The organism is Amycolatopsis ponsaeliensis, from assembly GCF_030182635.1.
Taxonomy (GTDB): domain Bacteria; phylum Actinomycetota; class Actinomycetes; order Mycobacteriales; family Pseudonocardiaceae; genus Amycolatopsis; species Amycolatopsis ponsaeliensis.
In genome coordinates, this window is the sequence record NZ_JAPZLD010000003.1 from 41030 (window position 1) to 66402 (window position 25373).

The 25373-nt window shown below is 71.6% G+C and carries 24 protein-coding genes; 13 read left to right on the forward strand and 11 right to left on the reverse strand.

Annotated elements, in window-relative coordinates; translation table 11 throughout:
• Positions 1 to 7 precede the first annotated feature (7 nt).
• From QQ657_RS05435 to QQ657_RS05455, 5 genes are all read left to right on the forward strand, one after another.
• Complete coding sequence (locus QQ657_RS05435) at positions 8 to 823, forward strand: PaaX family transcriptional regulator (protein ID WP_284740947.1); 816 nt, start codon at positions 8 to 10, stop codon at positions 821 to 823.
• Positions 820 to 1614: a tryptophan 2,3-dioxygenase gene (locus QQ657_RS05440; RefSeq protein ID WP_284740948.1), complete on the forward strand. Its 795-nt coding sequence runs from the start codon at positions 820 to 822 to the stop codon at positions 1612 to 1614. The genes QQ657_RS05435 and QQ657_RS05440 overlap by 4 nt, the downstream gene beginning before the upstream one ends.
• Positions 1611 to 2804: a kynureninase gene (locus tag QQ657_RS05445; RefSeq protein WP_284740949.1), complete on the forward strand. Its 1194-nt coding sequence runs from the start codon at positions 1611 to 1613 to the stop codon at positions 2802 to 2804. The genes QQ657_RS05440 and QQ657_RS05445 overlap by 4 nt, the downstream gene beginning before the upstream one ends.
• Positions 2805 to 2974: 170 nt before the next feature.
• The gene (locus QQ657_RS05450; protein ID WP_284740950.1) at positions 2975 to 4048 is read left to right on the forward strand and encodes a Glu/Leu/Phe/Val dehydrogenase dimerization domain-containing protein; all 1074 of its coding nucleotides are present in this window, start codon (positions 2975 to 2977) and stop codon (positions 4046 to 4048) included.
• Positions 4045 to 4848, forward strand: coding sequence for a serine hydrolase (locus tag QQ657_RS05455; RefSeq protein ID WP_284740951.1), 804 nt, complete (start codon positions 4045 to 4047; stop codon positions 4846 to 4848). Before QQ657_RS05450 ends, QQ657_RS05455 begins: the two co-directional genes overlap by 4 nt.
• A 142-nt stretch (positions 4849 to 4990) precedes the next feature.
• On the opposite strand, the gene QQ657_RS05460 is transcribed toward QQ657_RS05455, so the two are convergent.
• Positions 4991 to 5938 carry a LysR substrate-binding domain-containing protein gene (locus QQ657_RS05460; protein ID WP_284740952.1) on the reverse strand — a complete coding sequence of 316 codons (948 nt, stop codon included), beginning with the start codon at positions 5936 to 5938 and terminating at the stop codon, positions 4991 to 4993.
• 84 nt (positions 5939 to 6022) lie between these two features.
• On the opposite strand from QQ657_RS05460, the gene QQ657_RS05465 reads away from it, so the two are divergent.
• Entirely contained in the window at positions 6023 to 6976 is a 954-nt protein-coding gene (locus QQ657_RS05465) for an MBL fold metallo-hydrolase (RefSeq protein WP_284740953.1), read from the forward strand.
• A gap of 126 nt (positions 6977 to 7102) precedes the next feature.
• Here the strand turns inward: QQ657_RS05465 and QQ657_RS05470 are convergent, their stop codons facing one another.
• Together QQ657_RS05470 and QQ657_RS05475 are read right to left on the reverse strand one after the other, a co-directional pair.
• A complete protein-coding gene (locus tag QQ657_RS05470; RefSeq protein WP_284740954.1) occupies positions 7103 to 7288 on the reverse strand; it encodes a DUF5302 domain-containing protein in 186 nt (61 codons plus the stop codon).
• A gap of 82 nt (positions 7289 to 7370) precedes the next feature.
• A complete protein-coding gene (locus QQ657_RS05475; protein WP_284740955.1) occupies positions 7371 to 8327 on the reverse strand; it encodes a winged helix-turn-helix transcriptional regulator in 957 nt (318 codons plus the stop codon).
• A gap of 137 nt (positions 8328 to 8464) precedes the next feature.
• On the opposite strand from QQ657_RS05475, the gene QQ657_RS05480 reads away from it, so the two are divergent.
• From QQ657_RS05480 to QQ657_RS05500, 5 genes are all read left to right on the forward strand, one after another.
• The gene (locus QQ657_RS05480) at positions 8465 to 9937 is read left to right on the forward strand and encodes a carotenoid oxygenase family protein (protein WP_284740956.1); all 1473 of its coding nucleotides are present in this window, start codon (positions 8465 to 8467) and stop codon (positions 9935 to 9937) included.
• A complete protein-coding gene (locus QQ657_RS05485) occupies positions 9934 to 11628 on the forward strand; it encodes a class I adenylate-forming enzyme family protein (RefSeq protein ID WP_350310639.1) in 1695 nt (564 codons plus the stop codon). Before QQ657_RS05480 ends, QQ657_RS05485 begins: the two co-directional genes overlap by 4 nt.
• 4 nt (positions 11629 to 11632) lie before the next feature.
• Positions 11633 to 12826 carry an acetyl-CoA acetyltransferase gene (locus tag QQ657_RS05490; protein ID WP_284740958.1) on the forward strand — a complete coding sequence of 398 codons (1194 nt, stop codon included), beginning with the start codon at positions 11633 to 11635 and terminating at the stop codon, positions 12824 to 12826.
• Positions 12823 to 13794 carry an LLM class F420-dependent oxidoreductase gene (locus QQ657_RS05495; RefSeq protein ID WP_284740959.1) on the forward strand — a complete coding sequence of 324 codons (972 nt, stop codon included), beginning with the start codon at positions 12823 to 12825 and terminating at the stop codon, positions 13792 to 13794. The genes QQ657_RS05490 and QQ657_RS05495 overlap by 4 nt, the downstream gene beginning before the upstream one ends.
• A 70-nt stretch (positions 13795 to 13864) precedes the next feature.
• Positions 13865 to 14383 carry a pyridoxamine 5'-phosphate oxidase family protein gene (locus QQ657_RS05500; protein WP_284740960.1) on the forward strand — a complete coding sequence of 173 codons (519 nt, stop codon included), beginning with the start codon at positions 13865 to 13867 and terminating at the stop codon, positions 14381 to 14383.
• 131 nt (positions 14384 to 14514) lie between these two features.
• Here QQ657_RS05500 and QQ657_RS05505 read toward each other — a convergent pair whose 3' ends face one another.
• Positions 14515 to 15357: an SGNH/GDSL hydrolase family protein gene (locus QQ657_RS05505; RefSeq protein WP_284741277.1), complete on the reverse strand. Its 843-nt coding sequence runs from the start codon at positions 15355 to 15357 to the stop codon at positions 14515 to 14517.
• A gap of 111 nt (positions 15358 to 15468) precedes the next feature.
• Between QQ657_RS05505 and QQ657_RS05510 the strand changes: the two genes are divergently transcribed.
• The gene (locus tag QQ657_RS05510) at positions 15469 to 16707 is read left to right on the forward strand and encodes a PucR family transcriptional regulator (protein ID WP_284740961.1); all 1239 of its coding nucleotides are present in this window, start codon (positions 15469 to 15471) and stop codon (positions 16705 to 16707) included.
• Between the two features lie 442 nt (positions 16708 to 17149).
• On the opposite strand, the gene QQ657_RS05515 is transcribed toward QQ657_RS05510, so the two are convergent.
• Both QQ657_RS05515 and QQ657_RS05520 read right to left on the reverse strand, forming a co-directional pair.
• Positions 17150 to 17533: a hypothetical protein gene (locus tag QQ657_RS05515; protein ID WP_284740962.1), complete on the reverse strand. Its 384-nt coding sequence runs from the start codon at positions 17531 to 17533 to the stop codon at positions 17150 to 17152.
• A gap of 83 nt (positions 17534 to 17616) precedes the next feature.
• Positions 17617 to 18483 (reverse strand): alpha/beta fold hydrolase, encoded by an 867-nt coding sequence (locus QQ657_RS05520; protein ID WP_284740963.1) that lies wholly within the window; start codon positions 18481 to 18483, stop codon positions 17617 to 17619.
• A 67-nt stretch (positions 18484 to 18550) separates the two neighbouring features.
• Between QQ657_RS05520 and QQ657_RS05525 the strand changes: the two genes are divergently transcribed.
• Entirely contained in the window at positions 18551 to 19294 is a 744-nt protein-coding gene (locus QQ657_RS05525) for a TetR/AcrR family transcriptional regulator (protein ID WP_284740964.1), read from the forward strand.
• A 97-nt stretch (positions 19295 to 19391) separates the two neighbouring features.
• Here the strand turns inward: QQ657_RS05525 and QQ657_RS05530 are convergent, their stop codons facing one another.
• The 5 genes from QQ657_RS05530 to QQ657_RS05550 all read right to left on the reverse strand — a co-directional run bounded on the left by QQ657_RS05530 (position 19392) and on the right by QQ657_RS05550 (position 25372).
• Entirely contained in the window at positions 19392 to 20036 is a 645-nt protein-coding gene (locus tag QQ657_RS05530; RefSeq protein WP_284740965.1) for a TetR/AcrR family transcriptional regulator, read from the reverse strand.
• Between the two features lie 69 nt (positions 20037 to 20105).
• Positions 20106 to 21797, reverse strand: coding sequence for a flavin monoamine oxidase family protein (locus QQ657_RS05535; protein ID WP_284740966.1), 1692 nt, complete (start codon positions 21795 to 21797; stop codon positions 20106 to 20108).
• On the reverse strand, positions 21794 to 22549 hold the full coding sequence (locus tag QQ657_RS05540) for a carbon-nitrogen hydrolase family protein (protein WP_284740967.1): 756 nt from the start codon (positions 22547 to 22549) through the stop codon (positions 21794 to 21796). Before QQ657_RS05540 ends, QQ657_RS05535 begins: the two co-directional genes overlap by 4 nt.
• A complete protein-coding gene (locus QQ657_RS05545; protein WP_284740968.1) occupies positions 22546 to 23937 on the reverse strand; it encodes an amino acid permease in 1392 nt (463 codons plus the stop codon). Before QQ657_RS05545 ends, QQ657_RS05540 begins: the two co-directional genes overlap by 4 nt.
• A 133-nt stretch (positions 23938 to 24070) precedes the next feature.
• Positions 24071 to 25372 (reverse strand): sensor histidine kinase, encoded by a 1302-nt coding sequence (locus QQ657_RS05550; protein WP_284740969.1) that lies wholly within the window; start codon positions 25370 to 25372, stop codon positions 24071 to 24073.
• Position 25373: the final 1 nt, after the last annotated feature.

The following is a 25373-nucleotide window of genomic DNA, read 5'->3' on the forward strand; positions in this document are numbered from 1 at the left end:
TTGTGCCATGCCCGGAGACGCCTTCGACGCCAGCCCCCAGGAGCTGGTCGTGACGTTGCTGGGCAGCTACGTGCACCCGCGCGAGACCCGCAGGGTGTGGTCGGGTGGCCTGGTCGCGGCGCTCGCCGAGTTGGGCTTCTCCGACGGCGCGGCCCGGATCGCGCTCACCCGCGTGGTGCGCCGCGGCCTGCTCCAGCGCCACCGCGAGGGCCGCACCGTGCACTACTCGCTGACGCGCCGCACCGTCACGCTGCTCGCCGACGGTGACCACCGGATCTTCTCCCTCGGCCGCCGCGAGCGTCCCGCCGGCGAGTGGACCGTGCTGTGGCAGAGCATCCCGGAGAGCCGCCGCCAGGCACGGGAACGCCTGGTCAGGCGGCTGCGGTTCCTCGGCTTCGGGCCCTACCAGGACGGCACCTGGATCGCCCCGCACGACCGCGAGGCCGAGGTGGTCGCCCTGCTCGGCGAGCTGGACGTCACCGAGCACGCCGGGCTGCTGCTCGGCCGGCCCTCGGCCGCGCTCGACGTCCGCCGCTTCGCCGGCCGGGCCTGGGACCTCGACGACCTCGCCGCGCGCTACACGGCGTTCGTCGGGCAGTTCAGCGGTCACTCCGGCGAGGAGCTGCCCGACAAGACCGCGTTCGACGTCCGCACGCGGCTGGTGCACACGTTCCGCGCGTTCCCCTCGCTCGACCCCGAACTGCCCGCCGACCTGGTGCCCGCGCCGGATCACCGGGCGGCGGCGGTCGAGTTGTTCCACGATCTGTACACCGCGCTGGCTCCGGCCGCTCAGCGCCATTTCGACGAGGTGACCCAGGGATGACCGAAACCAGCCAAGCGACTCAGGAAGCCCTGAGCTACACCTCGTACCTCGCCTTGGACGAGGTGCTGGAAGCCCAGCGCCCGCGTTCGGACGAGCACGACGAGCTGCTGTTCATCGTGATCCACCAGGTGTACGAGCTGTGGTTCAAGCAGATCCTCCACGAGGCCGAGTTCCTCCAGCGCAACCTCGAAAAGGGCAACACCGCGCACTCGATCCGGATCCTGCGGCGGATCCTGACGATCCTCAAGGTCGCCGTCGCGCAGATCGACGTGCTGGAAACCATGACCCCCAGCCAGTTCACGAGTTTCCGCACCCGTTTGGACGCTTCGAGCGGCTTCCAGTCGGCCCAGTTCCGCGAGCTGGAAGCCGTGCTCGGGCGGCGTGACGAGCACGTGTTCGCGCACTACCCCGAAGGCGGCGAGCAGCGGAAACGCATTGCCGAAGCGATGGCGCGGCCGTCGTTGTTCGACTCTTTTCTCGCGTACCTCAAGGTTTCTGGCTACGCGGTCGGGTGTGACCGAGACGTCACTCGACCGGTGGAGCCCTCCCCGGCCCTGCAGGCGATATTGCTGGACGTGTACAGCGACGACGGCGGTCCGTCGGTCGTCGCGGAATGTCTGGTGGATCTCGATGAAGGGATGCAGGAGTGGCGCTACCGGCACGTGAAGATGGTCGAACGCACCATCGGCGACAAGACCGGGACGGGAGGATCATCCGGCGCGACCTACCTGCGTACCACGCTCTTCCAGCCGATGTTCCCGGATCTCTGGGCCGTACGGAGCCGACTGTGACCACTTTGGACGACCTGCGCGGTGACCACAACGCGCTCGCCCCGCACTACTCCCGGTTCGGGGTGGCCGAACGCCTGCTGCTGTCCGGGCATTCGCACCAGGCGTGGCCCGACGTCGCGGAGGAGGGCCTGCGGGAGTCCTTCGCGGACGCCGCCCGCGACGTCGACGAGAAGTGGGAGCGTGCCTTCGCGAAGGCCGACGAGCTGCGCGCGGGGTTCCGCCTGCTGCTCGGCGACCCGCACGGCGAGTACGCCCTCGGCGCGAGCACGCATGACCTGGTGCTGCGCTTCCTGTCGGCGATGGAGCTGCCGCGAAGACCACGCCTGGTTACCACCGAAGGCGAGTTCCACACCCTGCGCCGTCAGCTCGCCCGCCTCGAAGAGGAGGGCGTCGAGGTCGTGCGGGTGCCCCTGGACCCGGTGACGACGCTCGCCGAGCGCGTCGCGGCCGAAGTGGACGACAACACCGCCGCGGTGCTCGTCTCGGCCGTGCTGTTCGAGACGTCGCGGCTGGTCCCGGGGCTCGCGCACCTGGCCGACTCGTGCCGTGACCGGTCGATCGAGCTCGTCGTCGACGCCTACCACGCGGTCGGTGTCGTGCCGTTCGCGCTGCACGACCTCGGGCTCACCAACGCCTGGGTGCTCGGCGGCGGCTACAAGTACCTGCAGCTCGGTGAGGGCAACTGCTTCCTGCGGCTGCCCGCGCACGCCCAGGAGCTGCGGCCGGTGATCACCGGCTGGTACGCCGAGTTCGGCGCGCTCGCCGACGAGCGCGAACCGGGCAAGGTCGCCTACGCCACCGGCGGCGACCGGTTCGCCGGCGCGACCTACGACCCGGCCAGCCACTACCGCGGCGCCCGGGTCCAGCGGTTCTTCGCCGAGCAGGGCCTCACGCCGGAGTTCCTGCGCGAGGTTTCGCAGCACCAGGTGGGCCTGCTCGCGTCGGTGTTCGACCAGTTGACACTGCCTGCGGACGTCGTCACGCGGGATAAATCGGTGCCGCTGGACCGGCTCGGCGGGTTCCTCTCGCTGCGCTGTGCCGACGCCGGCGGCCTGCAGGCGGCCCTGGCCGCCCAGGGTGTCCGCACCGACAGCCGGGGGCCGTACCTGCGCTTCGGGCCGGCGCCGTACCTCTCCGACACGCAGCTCGAGACGGCGATGAACGCGCTCGGCAAGGTGATCGGCGGCTGATCTCCGCGTTACTCGTCCGTATCCCGGGACCTGCACTGGTCCGGTGATCGGAAGGGATCTAGGTTGGTGCCGGGAAGCACTCGGGCGGACGACCTCCGCCCCGGCCTCCTGCCACCCTTGGAGCGCGTCCCGGCCACGAACCGGGCGCGGGAGACAAAGGAGTCACCACCGTGACCGAAGGAGTGTTCGCCCGGGGCACCGGGCACGAACAGGTCGTGTACTGCCACGACCAGGCCAGTGGCCTGAAGGCCATCATCGGCATCTACTCCACCGCGCTCGGACCCGCCCTGGGCGGGACGCGCTTCCACCCCTACGCCACCGAAGCAGACGCGCTCGACGACGTGCTCGCGCTGTCCAAGGGCATGGCGTACAAGAACGCGCTGGCCGGGCTCGACCTCGGTGGCGGCAAGGCCGTCATCCTCGGCGACCCGAAGACGCTCAAGTCCGAAGCGCTGTTGCGCGCGTACGGGCGCTTCGTGCAGTCCCTGGGCGGCCGCTACATCACGGCGTGCGACGTGGGCACGTACGTGCAGGACATGGACATCGTCGCCCGCGAATCCGACTTCGTCACCGGCCGTTCGCCCGAGGACGGCGGCGCCGGCGACTCCTCCGTGCTGACGGCGTTCGGGGTGTTCCAGGGCATGCGTGCCTCGGCCGAGCACCTCTGGGGCAGCCCGGACCTGGCCGGCAAGCGCGTCGGCGTGGCGGGTGTCGGCAAGGTCGGGCACATCCTCGTCGGGCACCTCGTGGACGCCGGTGCGCAGGTGACCATCACCGACGTCTACGAGCCGGCGATCTCGCGGACCCGCGCGATCTACCCTTCCGCTCAGGTGGTGTCCGATGTGGACACCCTGGTGCGCGCCGAGCTGGACGTCTTCGCGCCGTGCGCGCTCGGTGGCGTCCTGAACGACTCGACGGTGCCGGTGCTGGGTGCTCGCATTGTGTGCGGTGCGGCGAACAACCAGCTCGCGCACGCGGGCATCGACAAGCAGCTCGCCGACCGCGGCGTCCTGTACGCGCCGGACTACCTGGTCAACGCCGGCGGCGTGATCCAGGTGGACGACGAGCGCCACGGCTTCAACTTCGAGCGCGCCAAGCGCAAGACGACGGCCATCTTCGACACGACGAAGGCTGTGTTCGCGCTGGCGGACACCGACGGCGTGCCCCCGGCGACGGCGGCCGACCGCCTCGCGGAGCGCCGGATGGCGGAGGTAGGGCGGCTGCGGTCCATCATGACCGTGTGAGTCCTTCAGACATTTTCGCGGCGGCGGGCGTGCGGGGCTTCCTGCACGCCCGCCGTCTCGGTTCCCCTGTTTGTGTCGGGGTCGACGCCGACGCGCCGGTCGTGCTGGCTTCGGTGGTGAAGGTGGCGCTGGCGTTCGAGTTCGCCCGGCAGGTGGCGGCGGGCCAGCTGGACCCGACGGACCGGGTGCGCGCTTCGGCGGCCGACCGCTTGGGCGGCAGCGGTTCGGCGGGGTTCGCCGACGACGTTGCGTACAGCTTGCGAGACGCGGCGCTGCTGGCGTTGTCGGTATCGGACAACACGGCCGCGGACCTGCTGTTCGACCGCGTGGGCGTGGAGAACGTGCGGTCGTTGCTGGCGGAGCTGGGCTTGTCCCGGACGTCCGTCATCGGCGCACCGCGGGATCTGCTGCGCACGATCATCGATGACACGGCCGCGGGAGTTCCGTTGCGGGCGCTGGATCCTTTGCGGACTTCGTCGACTACTCCGCGCGAGATGACTTCTCTGTTGGCGGCGATCTGGAGTGATCCGGGGCCGGGGGCGCAGGTCCTGGAGTGGATGTCGGCGCAGGTGAGCTGGCATCGGCTGACGGCGGGATTCCCGCCGGAGGTGGTCGTGGCGGCCAAGACGGGCACGATGCCGGGGATCCGCAACGAGATCGGCATCGTGACGTACCCGGACGGGGCTTCCTATGCGATCGCGGTGTTCACGGTCGGCGGCGCGGAGACGTTGCGACGCCCGGACATCGACCGCGCAATCGGCGACGCGGCGCGAGCGGCGGTGGATCAGCTGCGCTCGTAGCGCGGCGGCGGTTGTCCACAGCCTTGTCGTGTTGTGGATACCTGGCCCACCGGAGAGCCGGACCGGCGGTTTCGTCGGTGGCCGCCAATAGACTGGACTCGGGGACGCCCCCCAGGGATGGGCGGGGGAGCGCCGGCCGCCGTCAGCTGCGCTCGTAGAACACGTCCCACGGCCGCGCGCCGCCCGGGTCCGGCGGCACCAGACGCGAAACCCCGTCGTCCCTGAGTACCCCCGCCGCGATCTCGGCCAGCTTCGCCGCCTGCGGGTGCGGGCTCGTCGATGGCCAGGCGAACGCCGTCCGTTCCCGGAGGACCTGGTCGGTCAGCGGCCGCCAGACCACCCGCGGTTCCTTGCGGGCGCGCGGCTCGAACGCCACCCCGTGCCCGGCCAGGACCAGGCCGAGCACGAACTCCGGGTTGCGCGCGTGCCGGATCGATGCCGGGCGGAAGCCGTGGTCCCAGCACGTGCGCAGCAGCGCGTCGTAGCTCCCGGGTGCGGCCGCGCGGGGCGCGTGCACCAGGCCTTCCCCCGCGAGGTCGGCGAGGGCCAGCTCGGACCGGCGCGCCAGCGGTGAATCCCGGGGGAGGACCACGCCCAGCGGCGTGTCGACGGCCGGGCCGAGGTCCAGTCCCACGACGTCCACCGGCAGCTGCAGGAGCCCGGCGTCGAGCTCACGGTCGGCCAGGAGCCGGGCCTGCTCGGCGGTGGTCAGCTCCTGCAGGTCGAGCCGGACGGCGGGGTGCTGCGCCGCGAACTCCGTGAGGATCGCGGCGAGCACCCGTCCCGGCAGCTCCGGCGGCACGCCCGCGCGCAGGGCGTCCATCTCGCCGCGCTCGGCCTTCGCGACCAGCGCCGTCATGCGGTCCCAGCGGCTCAGCAGGTCGCGGGCCTCGGCGCGTAGCACTTCGCCGGCTTCGGTGAGCGTGACGCGGCGGCCGCGGTCGAACAGCTTCGCGCCCAGCTCGGCTTCGAGCCGCTTCACCCGCTGGCTCAGCGGCGGCTGCGCGATGCCGAGCCGGTCGGCGGCGCGGCCGAAGTGCAGTTCCTCGGCCACGACGAGGAAGTACCGCAGCGAACGGAGGTGGTCCACGCTGCGACGATACCCGTCCGCATATCGACATGCCGACGTCCCGATCTTGGACAGCGCAGCCGGGGCCGTGGTCGAGTGCGCGTCATGAACACAGGACTCAGCAGACGGGGGCTCTTCGGCGCGGGCGCGGCGGCGGCCACGATCCTCGCCGGGGTTTCGGCGGCTTCGGCGGCGCCGGCGCGCCAGGGGACGTCGCGGATGACGCTGCGGTGGTGGGGGAACAACGGCTGGGAGATCCGCGTGCCGGGCTCGACCGGGACCAAGACGGTCCTCATCGACCCGTGGCTGACGCGGTTCAAGACCGGCACGTACACGCCGGCGGGCGCGGACCCGCGCACCCCGCTCTCGGTGAACAAGGCGCTGATCGACGGCTACGTCGACCGCGGCGAGCTGCGCGCGGACCACATCCTCGTGACGCACGGCCACTACGACCACCTCACCGACGTCCCCTACCTGGCCCACCGCACCGGAGCGACGGTGATCGGGACCGAGACCCATTTGAGTCTCATGGCGGCGCTGGGCGCGCCGGAAGACCAGCTGTCGATCGCGAGCGGTGGCGAGGACCTGACGTTCGACGGCTACTCGATCCGCGTCTTGAGGTCCCTGCACTCGGCGACGGGCGAGCGGGCCCGGGTGCCGTTCCCCGGCTCGCGGCCGCTGTCCCGCCGCGACCGTCCCCGGGTGATCGAGGACCTGCTCGAGGGCGGCACGCTCGCGTATCAGGTGACGGGCGGAGGAGCGAGCGTCCTGGACTTCGGCGGCTCGAACTACGTGGAGTCCGAGCTGGCGGGGTTGCGCCCGGACGTGGTGTGCGTGCCGGTGGGCGGCGCGAAGGTGACGCAGTACGTGCCGAGGCTCCTGCGCACGCTCGGCAACCCCGCGCACGTGGCGGCAACGCACTGGGACGACTTCGACCTGCCGCTCGGCCAGGCGAAGGACCCGAACGGCGGCTTGGAGGTGCTGCGCAAAGCGGTGGCGGCGGCGAGCCCGGCGAGTGAGTTCGTGGTGCTGGACCACCTGGGCGAGTTCACGCCCTGACCCGAGCCATGAGGGGCACCCTCATGGACATAAGAGCCATGAGGGTGCCCCTCATGGCCATTCGGCCGGCCCGGAACACGCAGAAGGCCCCCACCGCGAGCGGCGGGGGCCTTCGAGGCGGAAACCTCAGCCGCTCTTGCGGCGGAACGTCCTCTTGTTGGCCGCCGGGCCGTGGGCGTGCTGGTTCTTGCCGCTGCCGGTCTCGTGGGATGCTCCCGACCGCGTGTGGGCCTGCTTGCGCTCCAGCGCCTCCCGGAACTTGCGCTTGACGTCGTCCTCCTCGCCGCTGGGCGACGGATTCGGTTCACTCATGCTTACCTCCGGAACTGACGACGTGTGACCGCTCCAGCCTGGCATCAGACAAACCGCTTGGCGAGTCGATTTGGTCACCCGCTCAGCGTTTGGGGGTCGGCACTCCGCCGAACTGCACCGACTTGCGGGTCAGCGGCCGGCCGCAGTGGTCGCACAGCAGCATCGGCTGCAGCCGGTTGCCGCATTCGACGTGGTGCAGCGTGATGTCCGGCTCCTGGCCCGCCACCTCGAACCCGCGCGACCACTCCGCGATGAACGCCAGCGCCGGGAAGAACGCCAGCCCCTTCGCCGTCATCCGGTAGTCGCGCGCGTCCGTGCGGGTCTTGGCCGTGCCGGTGCGCAGCACGCCGACCTCGACGAGCTTGCTCAGCCGGGCCGACAGCACGCTCGGTCCGATCCCCAGCTCGCGCTCGAACTCCGAGAAGTGCCGGCAGCCGAGTAGCGCGGACACCAAAAGCCCCGTCGACCAGCGGTCGCCCAGCAGTTCCATCGTGTCGGGGAAGAACATCATCGGGTCGCCGGCCAGGGATTCCGCGTCCTTGCGGCGGAAGCGCTTGGACGCCGTCGCCGCCGCGACGCCGGTGCTGTCCAGCCGCGAAGCCCGCACGTCACGCGCGTCTACGCGGCGGCCGCACGCCCCGCAGCCGAGGGGCGCTGATGTAGCCAGCTCGCAGTCGAGGTGGATGAGCGTCGGCAGCACCTCGCGGCGGCCTTCGACCCACTCGCGCTCCCAGGCCCAGATCGAAATCAGCAACGGCCACAGCTGCAGGCCGCGCTCGGTGAGCCGGTACTCGTGGCGCGTGCGGCGCGCGTCGCGGTACGGGACGCGCGTGAGCATGCCCGCTTCCACCATGTCCCGCAGCCGCCCGGACAACGCCGTCGGCGAGATGCCCAGCCGCAGCCGCAGCTCCTCGTAACGCCGGAAGCGCAGGAACAGGCTCTGCAGGATGAGCAGCGTCCACTGGTCACCGACCAGTTCGAGTGCTCTCCGGAGCGGATCCCCCGCCGGCCGGATGCGTTGCGCAGTCGCCTCGGTCACCGAAATCCCCCTTGTAACTCGCTGCCTCAGCGTACACCTGACTACAGCAAAAGAAGCCTATTGACACCTGACTACACAAATCATAGTCTCGTCCTCATCAGCCAGCGCGGTGAGCCCGACATCCAGGGAGAAGCCCGATGACCAGCACCTCCGAACAGCCGCTGATGGTGGCCCGGACGGCGGACACCGGCGAGGCCAATCCCTACCTGCTCGGCGTCTACGCCCCGGTCGACACCGAGATCGACGCGGAAGACCTGCAGGTCATCGGCGAAATCCCGAAGGACCTCAACGGCGTCTACCTGCGCAACGGCCCCAACCCGCGGTTCGCCCCGGAAGGCCGCTACCACTGGTTCGACGGCGACGGCATGATCCACGCCGTCCACCTGGAGAACGGCAAGGCGCGCTACCGCAACCGCTGGGTCCGCACGAAGGCCTTCGAGGCCGAGTCCGAGGCCGGCAAGGGCCTCTGGACCGGCGTCATGGAGAACCCGAAGGACAACCCCTTCGGCAACGCGCACGGCCTGGGCCTCAAGGACAACGCCAACACCGACGTCGTCTTCCACCGCGGCCGCGTCCTCGCGACCTGGTACCTCTGCGGCTCGCCGTACGGCATCGACCCGCTCTCGCTCGAGACGCTGGGCGCCGAAGACTTCCTCGGCACGCTGGTCGGCGACATGATGGCCCACCCCAAGGTGGACGAGGCCACCGGCGAACTGTTCTGGTTCGACTACGGCCCGCGCCCGCCCTACCTGCGCTACGGCGTGATCAGCGCCGACGGCCAGGTCGTCAAGACCACCGAGATCGAGCTGCCCGGCCCGCGCCTGCCGCACGACATGGCCATCACCGAGCACTACGCGGTGCTGATGGACCTGCCGCTGGTCCAGGACGCCCAAGCCGCGAAACTGGGCCGCCACAAGCTGCACTTCGACCGCTCGATGCCGAGCCGCTTCGGCGTACTGCCACGCTACGGAGACGGTAGCCAGATCAGGTGGTTCGAAGCGAGCCCGTGCTACATCTACCACGTCGTCAACGCCTGGGAAGAGGGCGACGAGGTCATCCTCGACGTCTGCCGCGTGCGCAAGCCGGCCCCGCGGGCCGACGCGCACACGCCGCTCGCGAAGATGCTCTCCTACCTGCGGCTCGACGCCCAGCTGCACCGCTACCGCTTCAACATGCGGACCGGCGCGTGCCGCGAGACGCCGCTCGACGACGCCAACACCGAGTTCCCGACCGTCGACTCCCGCAGGGTCGGCGCGCGGAACCGGTACTCCTACGCAGTGCACATCTCGCCCGAGTCGACGCTGAAGTTCGACGGGCTCGTGCGCTACGACAATCTTGCCGGCTCCAAGACCGAATACCGGTTCGGTCCAGGTCGGTGGGGCAGTGAGGCGCCCTTCGCACCCCGCGATGGCGCATCCGTCGATTCGGCGGACGGTTATCTGGTGACGTTCGTGCAGGACGAGCGTGAGGGACGCTCGGAACTGGACATCTTTGACGCCGCCGACCTCGCTGCCGGACCCGTGGCCAGGGTCCTGTTGCCCCAGCGGGTTCCGCTCGGTTTTCACGCGACCTGGGTCCGGGCGGACCAGCTGGAAAACCTCCGTTCATGAGATGCCATCGAGAGGGTCGCGCCCGGGATTTCCGGACGCGGGGATGGTGGAGTGCGGAGACGATCGACCGGCTCGTGAAGGAGCGGGTCAGTGCCGACCCGGAGGGTCTCGCGCTGGTCGATCCACCGAACACCACCGCACTGGTCGGACGCGACCCGGTGCGGTGGACCTGGAACCGGCTCGACGAACGTGTCGACGTCCTGGCCGCGTTCCTGCTCGCCAGAGGGGTGCGAGCAGGTGACGTCGTGGCCGTGCAGCTGCCGAACTGCTCGGCTTTGGTCCAGGCGTTCCTCGCGATCGTCCGGCTCGGTGCCGTGGTCACCCCGTTCCCGGTGTCCTATCGGGAGCACGAGATGGGTCCGATGTGCCGGCGCACCGGGGCTGTCGCGGTGGTGACCGCATCCAGATACGGCGAGCACGAGCTCGCCGGGGCGGCCCTTGGGCTAGGCGCTTCGGCGCCGTCGGTCCGGTTCGTCGTCGCCCGGGGGGACGACGAACCGGCCGGCGCCCTGGCCTGGCCCGAAGCACCACTGTCCACGGCGGACCAATCCACTTTGGACGCCTATCTGTCCGAACTCGACACCGACGTCAACGACTGCGTGACGATCTGCTGGACGTCCGGCACCGAAGCCGAGCCGAAGGCGGTCCCGCGCTGCCACGGCGACTGGCTCGCCACGGCGGGCGGCTGCGCCCAGGCCGCCGGGATGACCCGCGACGACGTCCTGCTGTCGCCGTTCCCCATGACGAACATGGCCGGCATCGGCGGGATGTTCCTGCCGTGGCTGCTGACCGGCGCCGTGTTCGTCCCGCACCACCCGTTCGACCTGCCGGTGTTCCTGGGACAGCTCGCGGCCGAACGCGTGACGTACACGCTCGCGCCACCCGCGTTGCTGACCATGCTGCTGCACAACGAAAAGATCCTGTCCGGAGTGGATATCTCCGCCCTGCGGAAGATCGGGTCCGGCTCGGCGCCGCTCTCGCCGTGGCTCGTGCGCACCTGGGCCGAGCGGTACGGCATCGACATCATCAACTTCTTCGGCTCCAACGAAGGCACCGCGCTGCTGTCCGGTCCGGTCGACATCCCGGACCCGGACCAGCGCGCGAGCTACTTCCCGAACTACGCCTCCGGCGTCACGTGGTCGACGCCCGTCGCCGGCTGGACGTCGGTGCGGCTGCACGACCCGGTCACCGGCGAGCGGGTGACCGAACCCGGGCGCCCCGGTGAGCTGCACATCGCGGGGCCGACGGTGTTCGCCGGCTATCTCAGGGAGATGGGCGAGCCGCTGGACACGGCGTCCTTCGACGAGGATGGGCACTTCCGCACCGGCGACGTCTTCGAGATCGCCGGCGAGCGCGGCGAGTTCCTGCGGTACGTCGACCGGATGAAGGACCTGGTCATCCGCGGCGGCATGAACATCTCGCCGGCCGAGGTCGAAGGCCTGCTCGCCGGGCACCCGGACGTAGCCGACGTCGGGGTCGTCGGCGTGCCCGACGACGTCATGGGGGAGCGCGTGTGCGCGATCGTCGTGCCGGGCGCGCGGAAGCCGTCGCTCGACGAGCTGGTCGCGTACCTGCGCGAGAAGAAGGTGGCCGCGTTCAAGCTGCCGGAACGCCTCGAGTACGCCGATGCCTTGCCCCGCAACCCGGTGGGGAAGATCCTGAAGCGGCAGCTGCGGGAAAGTCTGGAGTGAGGCCATGACCGTGTTCGTGCTGGGCGGGGCGCAGACCGACTTCGCGCGCAACTACGCGAAGGAGGGGCGCGGGATCCTCGAGCTGTTCGCCGAGGTCGTGCCGGCCGCCCTCGCGGACGCGGGGGTGACCGCGGCCGACGTCGGGGTCGCGCACGTCGGCAACCTCGCGGCGGAGCTGTTCACCGGCCAGGCCCAGCTCGGCGGGCTGCTGGTGGCCGCGGTGCCGGAGCTCGACGGCGTGCCCAGCACCCGGCAAGAAGCGGCGTGCGCGTCCGGCAGCACCGCCGTCCTGGCCGCGTGTGCGGACCTCGAAGCGGGCCGCTACGACCTGGCGCTGGTCGTCGGCGTCGAGCTGATGCGCAACGTCGACGGGCAGCGGGCTGCCGAGCACCTCGGGTCCGCCGCGTGGGCGGGGCACGAAGCCGTCGCCGCGAAGTTCCCGTGGCCCGCGCTCTTCGCCGACGTCGCTTCCGCGTACGACGAGCGGTACGGCCTCGATCCCGAGCACCTCGGGCAGTTCGCGTCGCACGCTTTCGACCGTGCGACGCGGAATCCGCTCGCGCAGGCCCGCGACTGGCGCTTCCCGGCCGGCGCGTTCGGGCCCGACGACGAGCTGAACCCGGTGATCGAAGGCAGGCTGCGCAAGCAGGACTGCGGCCGGATCACCGACGGCGCCGCGGCGGTCCTGCTGGCCTCTCCGGCGTTCGCCGAGCGGCTCGGCGGCGGCTTCCCGCGCATCGCCGGGTTCGGCCATCGCACCGCGCACATCGGCCTCGCCGAGAAGATCAAGTCTGACGGCGAGTACCTGTTCCCGCACCTGCGCGGCGCGGTCGTCGACGCTTACGAGCGCGCGGGCGTGGCCGGGCCGGACGCGCTCGACGTCGTCGAACTGCACGACTGCTTCACGATCACCGGGCTGGTCGCGCTGGAGCACCTCGGTGCCGCGCCGCCCGGCGACGGCGGCAAGTTCATCGCCGACGGCGGCCTCGACGCGGCCGGGATCAACCCCGGAGGCGGCCTGATCGGGCTGGGTCACCCGGTCGGCGCGACCGGCGTCCGGATGCTGCACGACGTCGCGCGGCAGGTGACCGGGAAAGCGGGCGAGACGCAGGTCGAGGGCGCGAGTACGGCGTTGACGCTCAACGTCGGCGGCTCGTTCACTACGGTGGTGACCATGATCGTGCAGGCGTCCGCATGAGGCTTTCGGTGTCGCTGGGGCTCTGGCAGGACCGCCCGCCGGAGGAGGCGCTGGACACCGCGCGCGCCGCCGAGGCCGCTGGGTACCCGGAGCTGTGGATCGGCGAGATGGCGACGTGGGACGCGTTCGCGCTGGGGACGGCGATCGGTGCGGCGACCTCGTCTCTTTCGCTGACCTTCGGGCCGCTGGCGGTGACCGTGCGGGATCCGGCGACGATCGCGATGGGTGTCGCGTCGGTCGCGGCGCTGACCGGCCGGACGACCGGCGTCGCGCTCGGCACGTCCAGCGACGTCGTGGTGCGGGGCTGGCACGGCCGGTCCCGGGCTCGGGCCGCGACCGCTTTGGAGGAATCGGCGATCGCCGTGCGGCAGCTGGTTTCCGGGGAGAAGTCCACTGTGGACGGATCAGTGGTCGGCTCCCAGGGGTACCGATTGCGTTTGGCCGCCCCGAAATCGCCGCTGACGATCGCCGCGTTCGGCCCGCGCGCCCTCGACGTCGCCGCGCGGCACGCCGACCGGATGGTGGTGAACCTGGTCAGCCCGGCCGCGGCGGCGACCTTGGTCCGCGGTCTGCGGGAGGCGGCTTCGCGGGCGGGAACCACGCCGCCGCCGGTGGCCGCGTGGGTGGTCGGCGCGGTCGATCCGGACCCGGCGGCGCTCGAACAGCTGCGTCGCGGCGTGGTCGGCTACCTGGCGGCGCCCGGGTACGGCGAGATGTTCCGCGCGGCGGGGTTCGGCGACCTGGTCGACTTCGCGCGGTCACGGCCGCACCCGCGTGAGCTGCTGGCGGCGGTGCCGGTGGAGGCGATCGCGACAGTGGGCCTGCTGGGCTCGCCGGCGGAGATCACCGCGAAGGCGCGGGAGTACGCCGAAGCGGGGATCGACGAGCTGGCGATCGTGCCCGCTACCAGCGACGACGACCCCGGCGGCGCGAAGACCCTCGCGGCGGTGGCCGCGGCGCTGAGCTGATCCGGCGCGGCTTGGCCATGCGAATTCCCGCCGCGTGTCGATCCGCCGTCGTCCCGTTCGACGCGTAGGCATGACCGAACCGACGCACACCGAGAACCTCGACCAAAACGGGTCCGCGGCGCTGCCGTGGAGCAGGGCGCGCGACCTCCTCGCCACCCAGACCCCCAAGGAGGACCTGACGTTCTTCGTCGGGACCGTCCGCCCCGACGGCCGCCCGCACGCCGCCGGCGTCGGCGCGATCTGGGTCGACGACGCTCTGTACTTCGTGAGCGGGCCCGGCACGCGCCGGGCCCGCAACCTGGCGGCGAACCCGGCGTGCACCGTGTCGGTGCGCCTGAAGGGGCTCGACCTCACCTTGGAGGGCGAGGCCGAGCACATCGCCGATTCCGCCACGCTCGAGCAGGTGGCGGCGGTATACCGCGAGGGCGGCTGGCCCGCAACGGTGACCGACGGCGGGTACACGGCGCCGTTCATGGCGCCGAGCGCGGGACCCGCACCGTGGTTCCTGTACCGGCTCGTGCCGACCCGGGCGATCGGCGTCGCCTGCGCCGAGCCGTACGGCGCGAGCCGGTGGGACTTCAGCCGCTGATCGCCGCGGCCGAAGTCCTGCGGTGCGGCCCGGGTCCTGGCCGCAGGTGCCGGCCGCCGGGATTCAGCCGTTTGACCGCCGCGGCTGAACCCCGTGGCGTCGGCCGTGGCCGACCGGCGCCGAGCCCAGCCTCAGCCGCCGATCGCCCCGGCCACCACCGCGCCGATGTGGCGCATGCCGTTCGCATTGGGGTGCAACGGCGCCGCGACCGATGTCGGGATCACGCTCTCGAACCACTTCACGCCGGGCAGCTTGCAGACGTCATGGCCGATCGAGGCCGTCCGGATGTCCACATACCGCGCGTTGTGCGCCGCGGCCTGCCGGGCGAGCGCCGCGTTCGTCTTGTCGATGCTGCCCTGGATGTAGTTCGCGTCGCGCGGGGTGAGCGGTGCGACAGGCCAGCACCCGTTGTGCGGCAGGTAAGTGCCGTAACCGGCGACGAAGACGTCCGCGTTCGGCGCGTGCGCGTGGATCGCGTCCAGCAGCGCGCCCCACGTCGGCTCGAACGCGGCGATCTTCTCGGCCAGCTGGTCGTGCCCGCCCGCGGTGTAGCGGTCCACGCAGTCCGGGTTGATGCCCGGCAGCAGGTTGATGCAGCTGGTCGCCGCGCCGACCAGGCCGACGTCGTTGCCGCCGATGGTCAGCGTGACGGTCTTCGTGGTCGCGCCGAGCGCGTCCAGCTGCGGCGGGACCGCGCCGGTCTCCGTCGACTGCGGCGCGTACATGTCCGCGGTCGTCGCGCCCGAGCACGTGACGTCCTTCAGCGGGACGCCGAGCCGGCTCGCGGCGACGTGCGGGTAGTTCGCGAGCGAGCGCAGGCAGCCCGGGGACGAGAGGTCCGGGGGCAGGATCAGCGGGCCGGCCGCGGCCGAATCCCCGAGCGCCACGTACTCCCCGGCGGTGCTCGCCGCCGCCGTCCCCGCCGTCGTCGCCAGTGCCGCGACCAAGATCGTGATGAACGCCGTTGTCCGCACTCGCACGCCGTCCTCCTTGACGTTGTGCCGATGGTTGGTCTCCGTGACACCATCGGCACCGCGGGCGCCCGGATTGACTGGGAATCCGGGCAGAGAACGAGGGGATCGGTTGTGACGGAGCACAAGCCGGGTGGTGACCTGACGCTCGGCGGCCAGCGCGTCCACGAGCGGCTCACCCAGGAGGAGCCGGAGCTGATCGCGCGGGTGCTGACGCGCATCCAGGCCGACGTCGCGGACTACCGGCGGCTGCCGGTCGAGGAGCTTGCCGGCGACATCGCGCGGATCACCCGGCAGGCCGTGCGCGCGTTCGCCCGGAGCCTGCGCGAAGACCGGCAGCTCAACGACGCCGAGCTGCGGCAGATCGGCGCGTCCGCGGTGCGGCGGGCCGAGGAGGGCTTTCCGCTGGAGGCCGTGCTGACCGCGTACCACGTCGGGGCGCGGGAGATCTTCGCCGTCGGTTCGGCCGACGCGACCGGCACGGACGTCGCCGACGTGCTCGACGTCGCGGACCGGGTGCTCGCGTTCGTCGGCACCATCACCGGGGCCGTCACGCGGGGGTACCTGGAGGAGCTGCGCACGAAGGTCGGGCAGGAGCACACCGCGCGCCGCACGCTGCTTTCGGTGCTGGCCGACGGCGGCCCGGTCGACGTCGTTGCCCGCAGCGCCGGGATCACGCTGCCGGCGCGGTACCTCGTGCTGAGCGTCGAGCTGGGGCCGCACGCCGACGAGGCGTCCCCGGGCGTCGACGCGGACATCGCGATCCGCCGGAAGCTGCGGCGGTTCCTGGCCGCGTTCGAACAGTCCTGCGGCGACGGTGTTCTCGCGTCCTTGGACGGTCCGGGCGGGCTGGTGCTGCTGCCGCTGGCCGGGCGGCTCTCGGCGGTCCCGGAGTGGGGAGCGCTGCTGGACACGGCCGGGCGCGCGGCGGGCGTCGACGTGCTGGCGGCGGCCGACACGGCGGCTCCGTCGGAGGTCCGCGAGGCGGCGGGACTGACGGGCGAGGTGCTGGACGTACTCCGCTGGTTCGGGCGCTCGCCGGGGCTGTACCGCCTCGACGACGTCCTGATGGAGTACCAGCTGACCCGCCCGGGCGCGGCCCGCGACCGGCTCGCGGCGGCGCTCGCCCCGCTGGACGCGCACCCGGAGCTGGTCGAGACGCTGTCGACGTACCTGGAGCTGGACACGAACCGCCGCCGCACGGCGGCGAAGCTGCACGTCCACCCCAACACGGTCGACTACCGCCTGCGCCGGGTCCGGGACCTGACGGACATCGACCCCCTCCACCCGGCCGGCCTCCCGCGCATCATCGCGGCCCTCGCGGCCCGCCGAGCCACCACCCCACCCCCCTGACACCCGCGTGTCGTCCGCCCAGTCCCACAAGCCGAACCTCCAGGCCCACGAGCCGACCCTCCAAGCACACGAGCCGACCCCCAATCACGTGAGCCGACCCTCCAAACACGCGAGATGCCCCTCTAATCACGCGAGATGCCCTCCCAATCACGCGAGTTACGCGCCCAATCACGCGAGTTACGTCCCTGATCACGCGAGTTCGGCGTACCGGACCGACGAACTCGCGTACCCGGACGGCGAACTCGCGTACCCAGACGGTCGACTCGCGTACCTGGAGGGTCGGTTCGCGTGACCAGACCCGGGATTCGCGTGATCGAAGGCCGAACTCACGTGATCGAAGGCGGAACTCGCGTGATTGGAGAGCGAACTCGCGTGATCGGAGGGTCGACACGGCCGGCGAGCCTCCCGATCCCGCCGGCCGGAGGCCGAGCCGGAGCCGGCGTCAGCCGGCGGTGGTGAGGGAACGCGGAGCCGGGGCGTCAGCCGGACGGCGGGGCGCCGGGACGCGGACCCGCACCGGAGCGCGGGAGATGAGCCGCGCGGCGAAGCCGAAGGCGAGAAGCGCGGCGAAGACCAGGGAGGCGACCGCCGAAGCCGGGGAGAAGGTGAGTTCGCCCGCCCGGCCGAGCACGAACCCCGAGTCCAGCGCCCACGCCACCACCGCGACGCCGGCCGCCGCGAAAAGCGACGTCCGGAACGCGGCGGCCAGCACCACCAGACCCAGTGTGACCAGCGCGTACCAGGGGCTCGGACCGGCCAGGGCCGCCGCGATCACCGCGACCACCGCCGCCACACAGCCGAACGGGAACCCGAAGCCACCACTCATGCCACCCAGGGAAACCCCGGCGGACGGCCGGGAGCATGAGCCAGGACACATTCCCTACGCCCCGACCCCGGGATCTTGACGCGTTATTGACCCGCCACGCCGGCGATCGCCGAAGCCAGCGCGGGCCACACCGCGCGCGGCAGGTTGTGGCCCATGCCCGGGATCACCAGCAGCTCCGCGTCCGGGATCGCTTCCGCCGTCGCCTTGCCGCCGCTGACGTCGATCAGCGGGTCGGCGTCGCCGTGGACGACCAGCGCCGGCAGCCGCACCGAACGCAGCCCCGCCGTCCGGTCGCCGGACGCCAGTACCGCCGCCGCCTGGCGCAGCGTGCCCACCGGGTGGCGGGCGCGGTCGTAGTGCAGCGCCGCCTTGGCCAGCAGGAACGCCTCGTCGTCCGGGTAGCCGGGCGACCCGAGCCGCCGGTAGCCGTCGACGCTGTCGGCGAGGGCCTGCTCGCGCGTCGACGCCGGCGGCCGCGTCAGCATCGCCAGCGCCCACGGCTCGGCCTGCCCGACCGCCGGGTCGCCGGTGGTCGACATGATCGACGTGACCGACAGCAGCCGGTCCGGGTGGTCGATGGCCAGCTGCTGCACGATCATCCCGCCCATCGACGCGCCGACGACGTGCGCGCGGCCGATGCCGAGCGCGTCGAACAGCCCGACGGCGTCGTCGGCCAGGTCCGAAAGGCGGTACGGCGCCGTCGTCAGGTCGCCGCCGGCCAGCGCGGCCAGGTCCGGCGCCGGCAGCTCGTCGAGCCAGGTGGAGAGCCCGACGTCCCGGTTGTCGTAGCGCACGACGAAGAACCCGCGGGCGGCGAGCAGCTCGCAGAAACCGTCCTCCCAGGTGATCATCTGAGCGCCGAGGCCCATCACCAGGACCAGCGGCGGACCGCCCGGATCGCCGAAGGTGTCGTACTCGAGCTCGAGACCGTTGGCCTGTGCGCGTGCCATACCCCGATCCTGCCGTACCCGTGCGGAGCTGGCACCGGTCCCACCCGTGCCGTTACCGTTACCCCCCATGCCGACCTCATCCTCGGGTACCGGACAGCGCCCCCGGTCGCGAGCCGCGGCGGGACTGCCGGCGCTCACGGCCGACCGGATCATCACCGCGGCGACGACGCTGACCGGCGAACGCGGGCTCGACAACTGGACGTTGCGGGAGCTCGCCCGCGCGGTCGAGGCCTATCCGGCGGTGATCTACCACCACGTCGGCGACCGGGACGCGGTGGTGAACGCCGTCGTCGACCGGGTGACCGGCCTGCTGGAGCTGCCGGAAACGCACCTGCCGTGGCAGGAGTGGTTCACCGAGCTGCTGGCGAGCCTGCGCGCGGTGCTGCGGGCCTACCCGGGCTGCGCGCGGCGGCTCGCGCTGTTCGGCCCGTCGGTCGAGGCGGCCACGCGCAGCATCGACGCGGGCGTCGGGGTGCTCCTGAAAGCCGGCTTCGGCCGCGAAAGCGTGCTGGCCTACAACTTGCTGCTGATGACCGCCTGCCAGTTCGTCGCGATGGAGGACGACCGCGAAGGCGCGCTCGCGCTGCGCATCGACAACACCGAGGCGTACGCGAAGTTCCGCGAGCGGGAAGACCTGCCGGGGATGGCCGAGCTGGGCGCCGCGATGCACGACCTGATGGGCGATCCCGACCTCGCCGCGGGGTACTACGCCCAGGTGTATGACTACGCGGTCCAAAGGTGTCTCGACGGACTCGCCCACCGGCTCGGAGAACTTCGCGAATCGGACGGCGAAGAGCTGACAGCGACTTGACAGCGCTCGGGCGTACCGTGAGCGTGCGTCGGCGGCTCGTCCGCTGACCCGGAGCCCCTGGCGCCCTCCTCCCCCTCGTGGCGCCGGGGGCTTCGGTCTACCCGCGGCCGTCCGGCTGCGGCGGTTCCGCCTGGATCGCCGGGAAGATCTCGCCGACCAGTGTGACGAGCGACTTGGACAGCAGCAGGTGCACCTGGGGGCGGGTCAGGGAGCCGCGCACGAGCCATTCCCGGCCGGCGGACTTCACCATCCCGCCGAAGGCCCGCACGAGCGCGTTGAGCTCGGGGCCGTGTTCGCTTTCGCTGGACAGCCCGACGGCTTCGAGCACGCGGTCGGCGGACTCCCGGTCGGCCTCTTCGAGGATGCGCTCCACCTCGAGGTCGCGCCCGATGCCCTCCGGCGCGATCGCGGCCAGCCACATCCGCTCCTGGCTGGTGACCATGTCGAGGAACCACTCGATGGCGACGTCGGCCCGCAGTTCGAGCGGCCCGTCCGGCAGGATTTCGACGGCCAGATGCGGCACGGTCAGCGCCCGGCGGATGATTTCCAGGTACAGCTCGCGTTTCGTGCCGAAGTAGTGGTTGATCAACCCCCGCGCGACTCCGGCCGCCGCGGCGATGTCCGAAGTGGACACTTCGGAGTAGGGACGGTCACCGAACAGCCGCGCCGCGCAAGCGTAGATCTGTTCCTTCCGTTCGTCCGGTTCCAGTCTTCGCCATCTCGGCGCCGGCTCGGTGTTCATGGTGTCATCGTCGCACGACCAGGTGACCCGGGCAGCTCAGTCTCCCGGGGTGGCCCGATCGGGGCACGCTCAGTCCGGCAGCGTGATCGGGGCGAGGTCCGCGAAGCAGTCGCCGGGGCCCGGGTTCGCGGGGTCCGTCTCGCCGCCGAAGTGGTGCAGCACGCCCCAAACCGCGTTGAGCGCGGTCTGCACCGCGCCCTCGGCCCAGCCCGCCGTCCACGAGACGTCGTCACCCGCCAGGAAGAGGCCGCGGTGACGCTCCGCTAGCTCGTCTTGCATGAAGTGCGTGAACAGCCGGTGCTGGTAGCGGTAGTGCCCGGGCAGGTTCGCCTTGAACGCGCCCATGAAGTGCGGTTCGGCTTCCCACGACACGGTCACCGGGTCGCCGATGATGTGCCGCCGGACGTCGACGCCGGGGTAGATCTCGCGCAGCGACTGGAGCATCACCTCGACGCGCTCGGACACCGAAAGCGGCAGCCACTTCAGCGAGTCGTCGGCCCACGTGTAGGACAGGCAGATGACGGCCGGCTTCGAGGGGTCGTCGCCGAGCAGGTAGGTGCCGCGCGGCATCCGGTCGGTCAGCGTCATGCTCATCGTGTCGCGGCCGGTCGCCGGGTCGCGGTCGAGCCAGAACGGCCGGTCGACCGGCACGAACACCTTCGACGACTCCATGTAGTGCGTGCGCTCGATCGCCGTCCAGTGGTCGATCGGGAACAGCGCTTCGTCGCATTCGATCTTGGACAGCAGCATCCAGCTCTGCGCGGTGAACACCGCCGCCGGGTAGGTCCGGATGTGCCCGGACGCGTCGGTCACCGTGATGTTGTTCGGCGCCGTCCGGTGCAGCCTCGTGACGCCGGGACGCGGTCCGCCTTCGTGCAGCGAAGCCAACGACGTTCCCGCGGGCCAGAAAGCGAGTTCCGAAGGCGCGTGGTCCCAGAGCCGCAAGGGAAGCTGCCGGCTGCCGCCCGCGATGCTGCGGTGCTCGTCGTCGGCGCCAGTGTAGACGACGCGCAGGATTTCCAGGATGGAGTTGGGGAAGTCGGTGTCCCAGCCACCGGTACCGAAGCCGACCTGGCCGAAGATCTCGCGGTGCCGGAAGGAGGCGAACGCGGGGGAGTCGCAGAGGAACCCGTAGAACGTCTGGTTGTCCAGCTTCGGGACGAGCTCGTTCCACAGCCGCTTGATCGTTTTCGCGTCGCGGTCGCGGATCGCGGTCTGCATCTCGGCGAACGACGCGTGCTCGGCGAGCGTCCGGTCCCACGCGGCGGCGACGTCGGCGAACACCGCGGGCAGGTCGCCCGGCGTGCGCGCGTAGTGGCTCTCTCCCTTGAGGTCGACGACGGTGCTCGGCGTCTCCGGGGCGAGCGGGTTCGGGAACGGCGTCGTCTCGAGCCCGACCTTGTCGATGTAGTGGAACAGCGCGGTCGACGCGGGCGGGAAGCGCATCGCGCCCATCTCGGCGACGACGTCGTCCGGGCAGCCGGGGAACCGGACGGTGCGCAGCCGGCCGCCGATCTCCGCGATCTCGTACACCACCGGCCGCAGGCCGAGCTTCATCAGCTCGTACGCGGTGACGATGCCGGACAGGCCGCCGCCGATCACGGCGACTTCGGTGCCGTGCCGGTGGGCCGGCACCGAGCCCAGCCCGGCGGGGTGGGCGAGGTGCTCGTCGTAGGCGAACGGGAAGTCGGGGCCGAACATCGTGATCGGGCGGCCCGCCGGCTCGTCGTGGTGGATCGCGGTCGGGACAGCGGAGGTCATGCGGTGGTTCCTCGGTACAGTTCGGGCCGCCGGTCGGCCAGGTGGGTGTTTTCCAGGCGCGTCGCGGCGAGCGCGTCGCGGCTGACTTCTGCGGTGATCAGCGCGGGATCGCTTCCGGCGCGGGTCAGCACCTCGCCGGTCGGGGCGACGACGCAGGAGCGCCCGCAGTAGGTCAGCTCCTGTTCGACGTCACAACGGTTGGCGTAGGCGACGAACAGCTGGCTTTCGTAGGCCCGCGCCGGCACCAGCGTGTCGGCGACCAGCTCGTACGGGCTCATCAGGGCGGTCGGGACGGCCAGCAGTTCCGTGCCGGCCAGCGCGTGCGCCCGCACCAGCTCGGGGAACTCGACGTCGTAGCAGATCAGCAGCCCGACGCGGACGCCGCCGATGTCGGCCTGCACCACGGGTTCGTCGCCCGGGGTGAACCACGCCTTGTCGAGGTCGCCGAACAGGTGCGTCTTGCGGTAGTTCGCCCGGCGCCGCCCGGCCGCGTCGACGAGCTGGACGCTGTTGTACACGTTCCCGCCGTCGGCTTCCGGGTAGCCGTACGCCAGCGCGACGCCGGTTTCCCTGGCCAGCGCGGACATCCTGGCCGCGGTGGGGCCGTCGGCGGGCTCGGCCAGCTCGTGCGTCCGGGCGCCGATGTGGTAGCCGGTGGTGCTCATCTCGGCCGTGACGACGAGGTCGGCGCCCGACGCGCGCACGGCGCCGGGCAGCGCGCCGACCGGTCCCTGGTGGATCGCGACCCTCATGCCAGCCTCGAGCGCCGGATGCCGTAGCCGAAGTAGATCAGCAGGCCGAGCGCCATCCAGGCGCCGAAGACGACCCAGGTGGCGCCGTCGAGGCTGAACATCATGTAGCCGCAGCACAGCACGCCCAGCAGCGGCGTCACCGGCGAGAGCGGCACGCGGAACGAGCGCGGCCGGTCGGGCTGGCGCCGCCGCAGGAGCAGGACGGCGATGTTGACCAGCAGGAACGCGAACAGCGTCCCGATGCTGGTGGCGTCGGCGAGCTTGCCCAGCGGGATGAACGCGGCCAGGACGGCGACGAAGCCCGAGACCACCAGCGTGTTGATCCGCGGCGAGCCCGACTTGGGATCCACTTTGGACAGCGACGGCGGCACGAGCCCGTCGCGGGACATCGCGAACAGGATGCGCGTCTGTCCGTAGAGGACGGTCAGCACGACGCTGGAGATCGCCACGATCGCGCCGACGGCGAGCAGGCCGGCCCAGAACGGGTTGCCCGACACGACGCTCAGCACGTGCGACAGCGCGGCTTCCTGGCCGTCGAACTGCTGCCACGGCAGCGCGCCGACCGCGGCCACGGCGACCAGGCAGTACAGCACGGTGACGATGCCGAGCGAGAGCAGGATGGCCCGCGGCAGGTCGCGCTGCGGGTTCTTCGCCTCCTCGCCGGCGGTCGAGGCGGCGTCGAACCCGATGTAGGAGAAGAAGAGCTTGGCGGCGCCGGCACTCATCCCGGCGAGGCCGAGCGGCAGGAACGGCGTGAAGTTCCGGGCCTTGACCGCGGTGAACGCGATCGCGCAGAACAGCACCAGCGTCACGATCTTGACCGCGACCATGACGGCGTTGGCCCGCGCGCTTTCCTTCGCGCCGGACAGCAGCAGAAGCATCGCGAGCACCACGACGACGATCGCGGGCACGTTGACGATCCCGCCGGAGCCGGGCGGCTGGCTCAGCGCGTCCGGGATCGCGAACCCGAAGGCGAGCCGGAGCAGTTCGTTGAGGTACTGCCCCCATCCGACGGCGACTGACGCCACCGAGACGCCGTATTCGAGGATCAGGCACCAGCCGCAGACCCAGGCGACCAGTTCGCCGAGCGTGGCGTAGGCGTAGGAGTAGGACGAACCGGACAGCGGGATCATTCCGGCGAGCTCGGCGTAGGAGAGGGCGGAAAAGAGCGCGGTGACCCCGGCGAGCACGAACGAGATGACCACGGCCGGCCCGGCCACCGGCACGGCTTCGCCGAGGACGACGAAGATGCCGCTGCCCAGCGTCGCGCCGATGCTCAGCATGGTCAGCTGCCCGAGCCCGAGCGACCGCTTCAACGTGCCATGATCACTTTCGGCGACCAGATCGGCGACCGGTTTCCGCCGCACCGTCGCGGCCCGCAGAGTCATGCCGACGACGGTATCTGCCGTCTCGGTCGCGCAAAACAGGAGAACATTGCGCGTACAGATGAATCACAGGTGATTCATTGCACAGACTGTGCAGATCGTGGCGAATCGTTCCGTCGGCAACGGACCGCAGCTTTCACGGGGAAAGTGACGCAGGCGGCTCGGCGGCCGGGAGCAGGAGGGTGAACGTCGGCGGCTCCGGGCGGCTCAGCCGCAGCCTCCCGCCTTCGGCCTCGGCGAGGCTGCGCGCCAGCCGCAGGCCGATGCCGTGCCCGGACGCCGCCGTCGCGAACGGGTCCGTTTCGCCCAGGTCGGGGCCCTCGTCCGCGACGTCGATGGCCAGCGCGTCGCCGGCGTCGCGGGCGAGCAGCGTCACCGTGCCTCGCCCGTGCGTCGCCGCGTTGTCGAGCAGCACGCCGAGCACCTGGCGGACCGCCGCGACCGCCACCCGCGCCGGTGGCGGGTCCTCGCGGGTGATCCGCAGCGTGCGCCCGTGCGGCGCGAGCAGTGCCTCGCCGGCCTGCCGGACCTCCTCCAGAAGCGCGTCGAGATCGAGCTCGGCCCGCGGCGCGCGGCGTTCGCGGCCCAGCGCCAGGAGGTCCTCGATGGTGCGTTCCAGCCGGTCGGCCGACGCGATCCCGGCGCGGATCGCCGCGTGCGGGTCCGCGCCCGGCGTCTCCAGCGCCGCCTCCAGCTGCAGCCGCAGCCCGGTCAGCGGGGTCCGCAGCTGGTGGGACGCCTCCGCGGAGAACGCGCGCTCGCGTTCCAGCGTCTCGCCGATCCGGGCCGCGGTGACGTCCAGTGCCTCGCCGACCCGGTCGATCTCCGCGATCCCGGCGCGCGGGCCGCGGACGGTGAAGTCGCCGTCGCCGAGCCGCCCGGCCACCGCGGCCAGCTCCTCCAGGGGCCGGACCAGCCGCGTCGTGAACCGCCGGGCCATCAGCCAGCTCGCCCCGATCGCCACCACCGCGAGCCCGGCCATGCCGAGCCAGGTCAGCCCGACCCGCAGCCGCAGCTCCGCCATCGGCAGCGCGGCGCGCACCACCCCGGTCACCCGGGCGCCGCTGACCACCGGCACGGTCAGCACGAGATCGCCGCTCTCGTGCCCGGTGACGACGTCGACCGTGGCGCTCGCCGCCCGCTGCTCGAGCGGGCCACCGCTCGCAGGGCCGTGCCCGGCGAGCAGCCGCCCGTCCGGGGCGTAGACGCCCACCGCGCCTTCGGCCTCGTCGTCGTCCCCGGGCGGCGGCACGGCCGGCGCCCGCCCGGCGGCCAGCTCGTCCGACACCGCTAGCGCGGCGGCGTCGGCCGCGCGTTCCAGGTCCGAGACGGCGTCGTCCTGGTAGTACTTCATCACCGCCACGCCCAGCGGCAACGCGAACAGCACGGTCGCGACCAGGGCGGCCAGCACCGTCAGGGAGATGATCCGGCGGCGCACG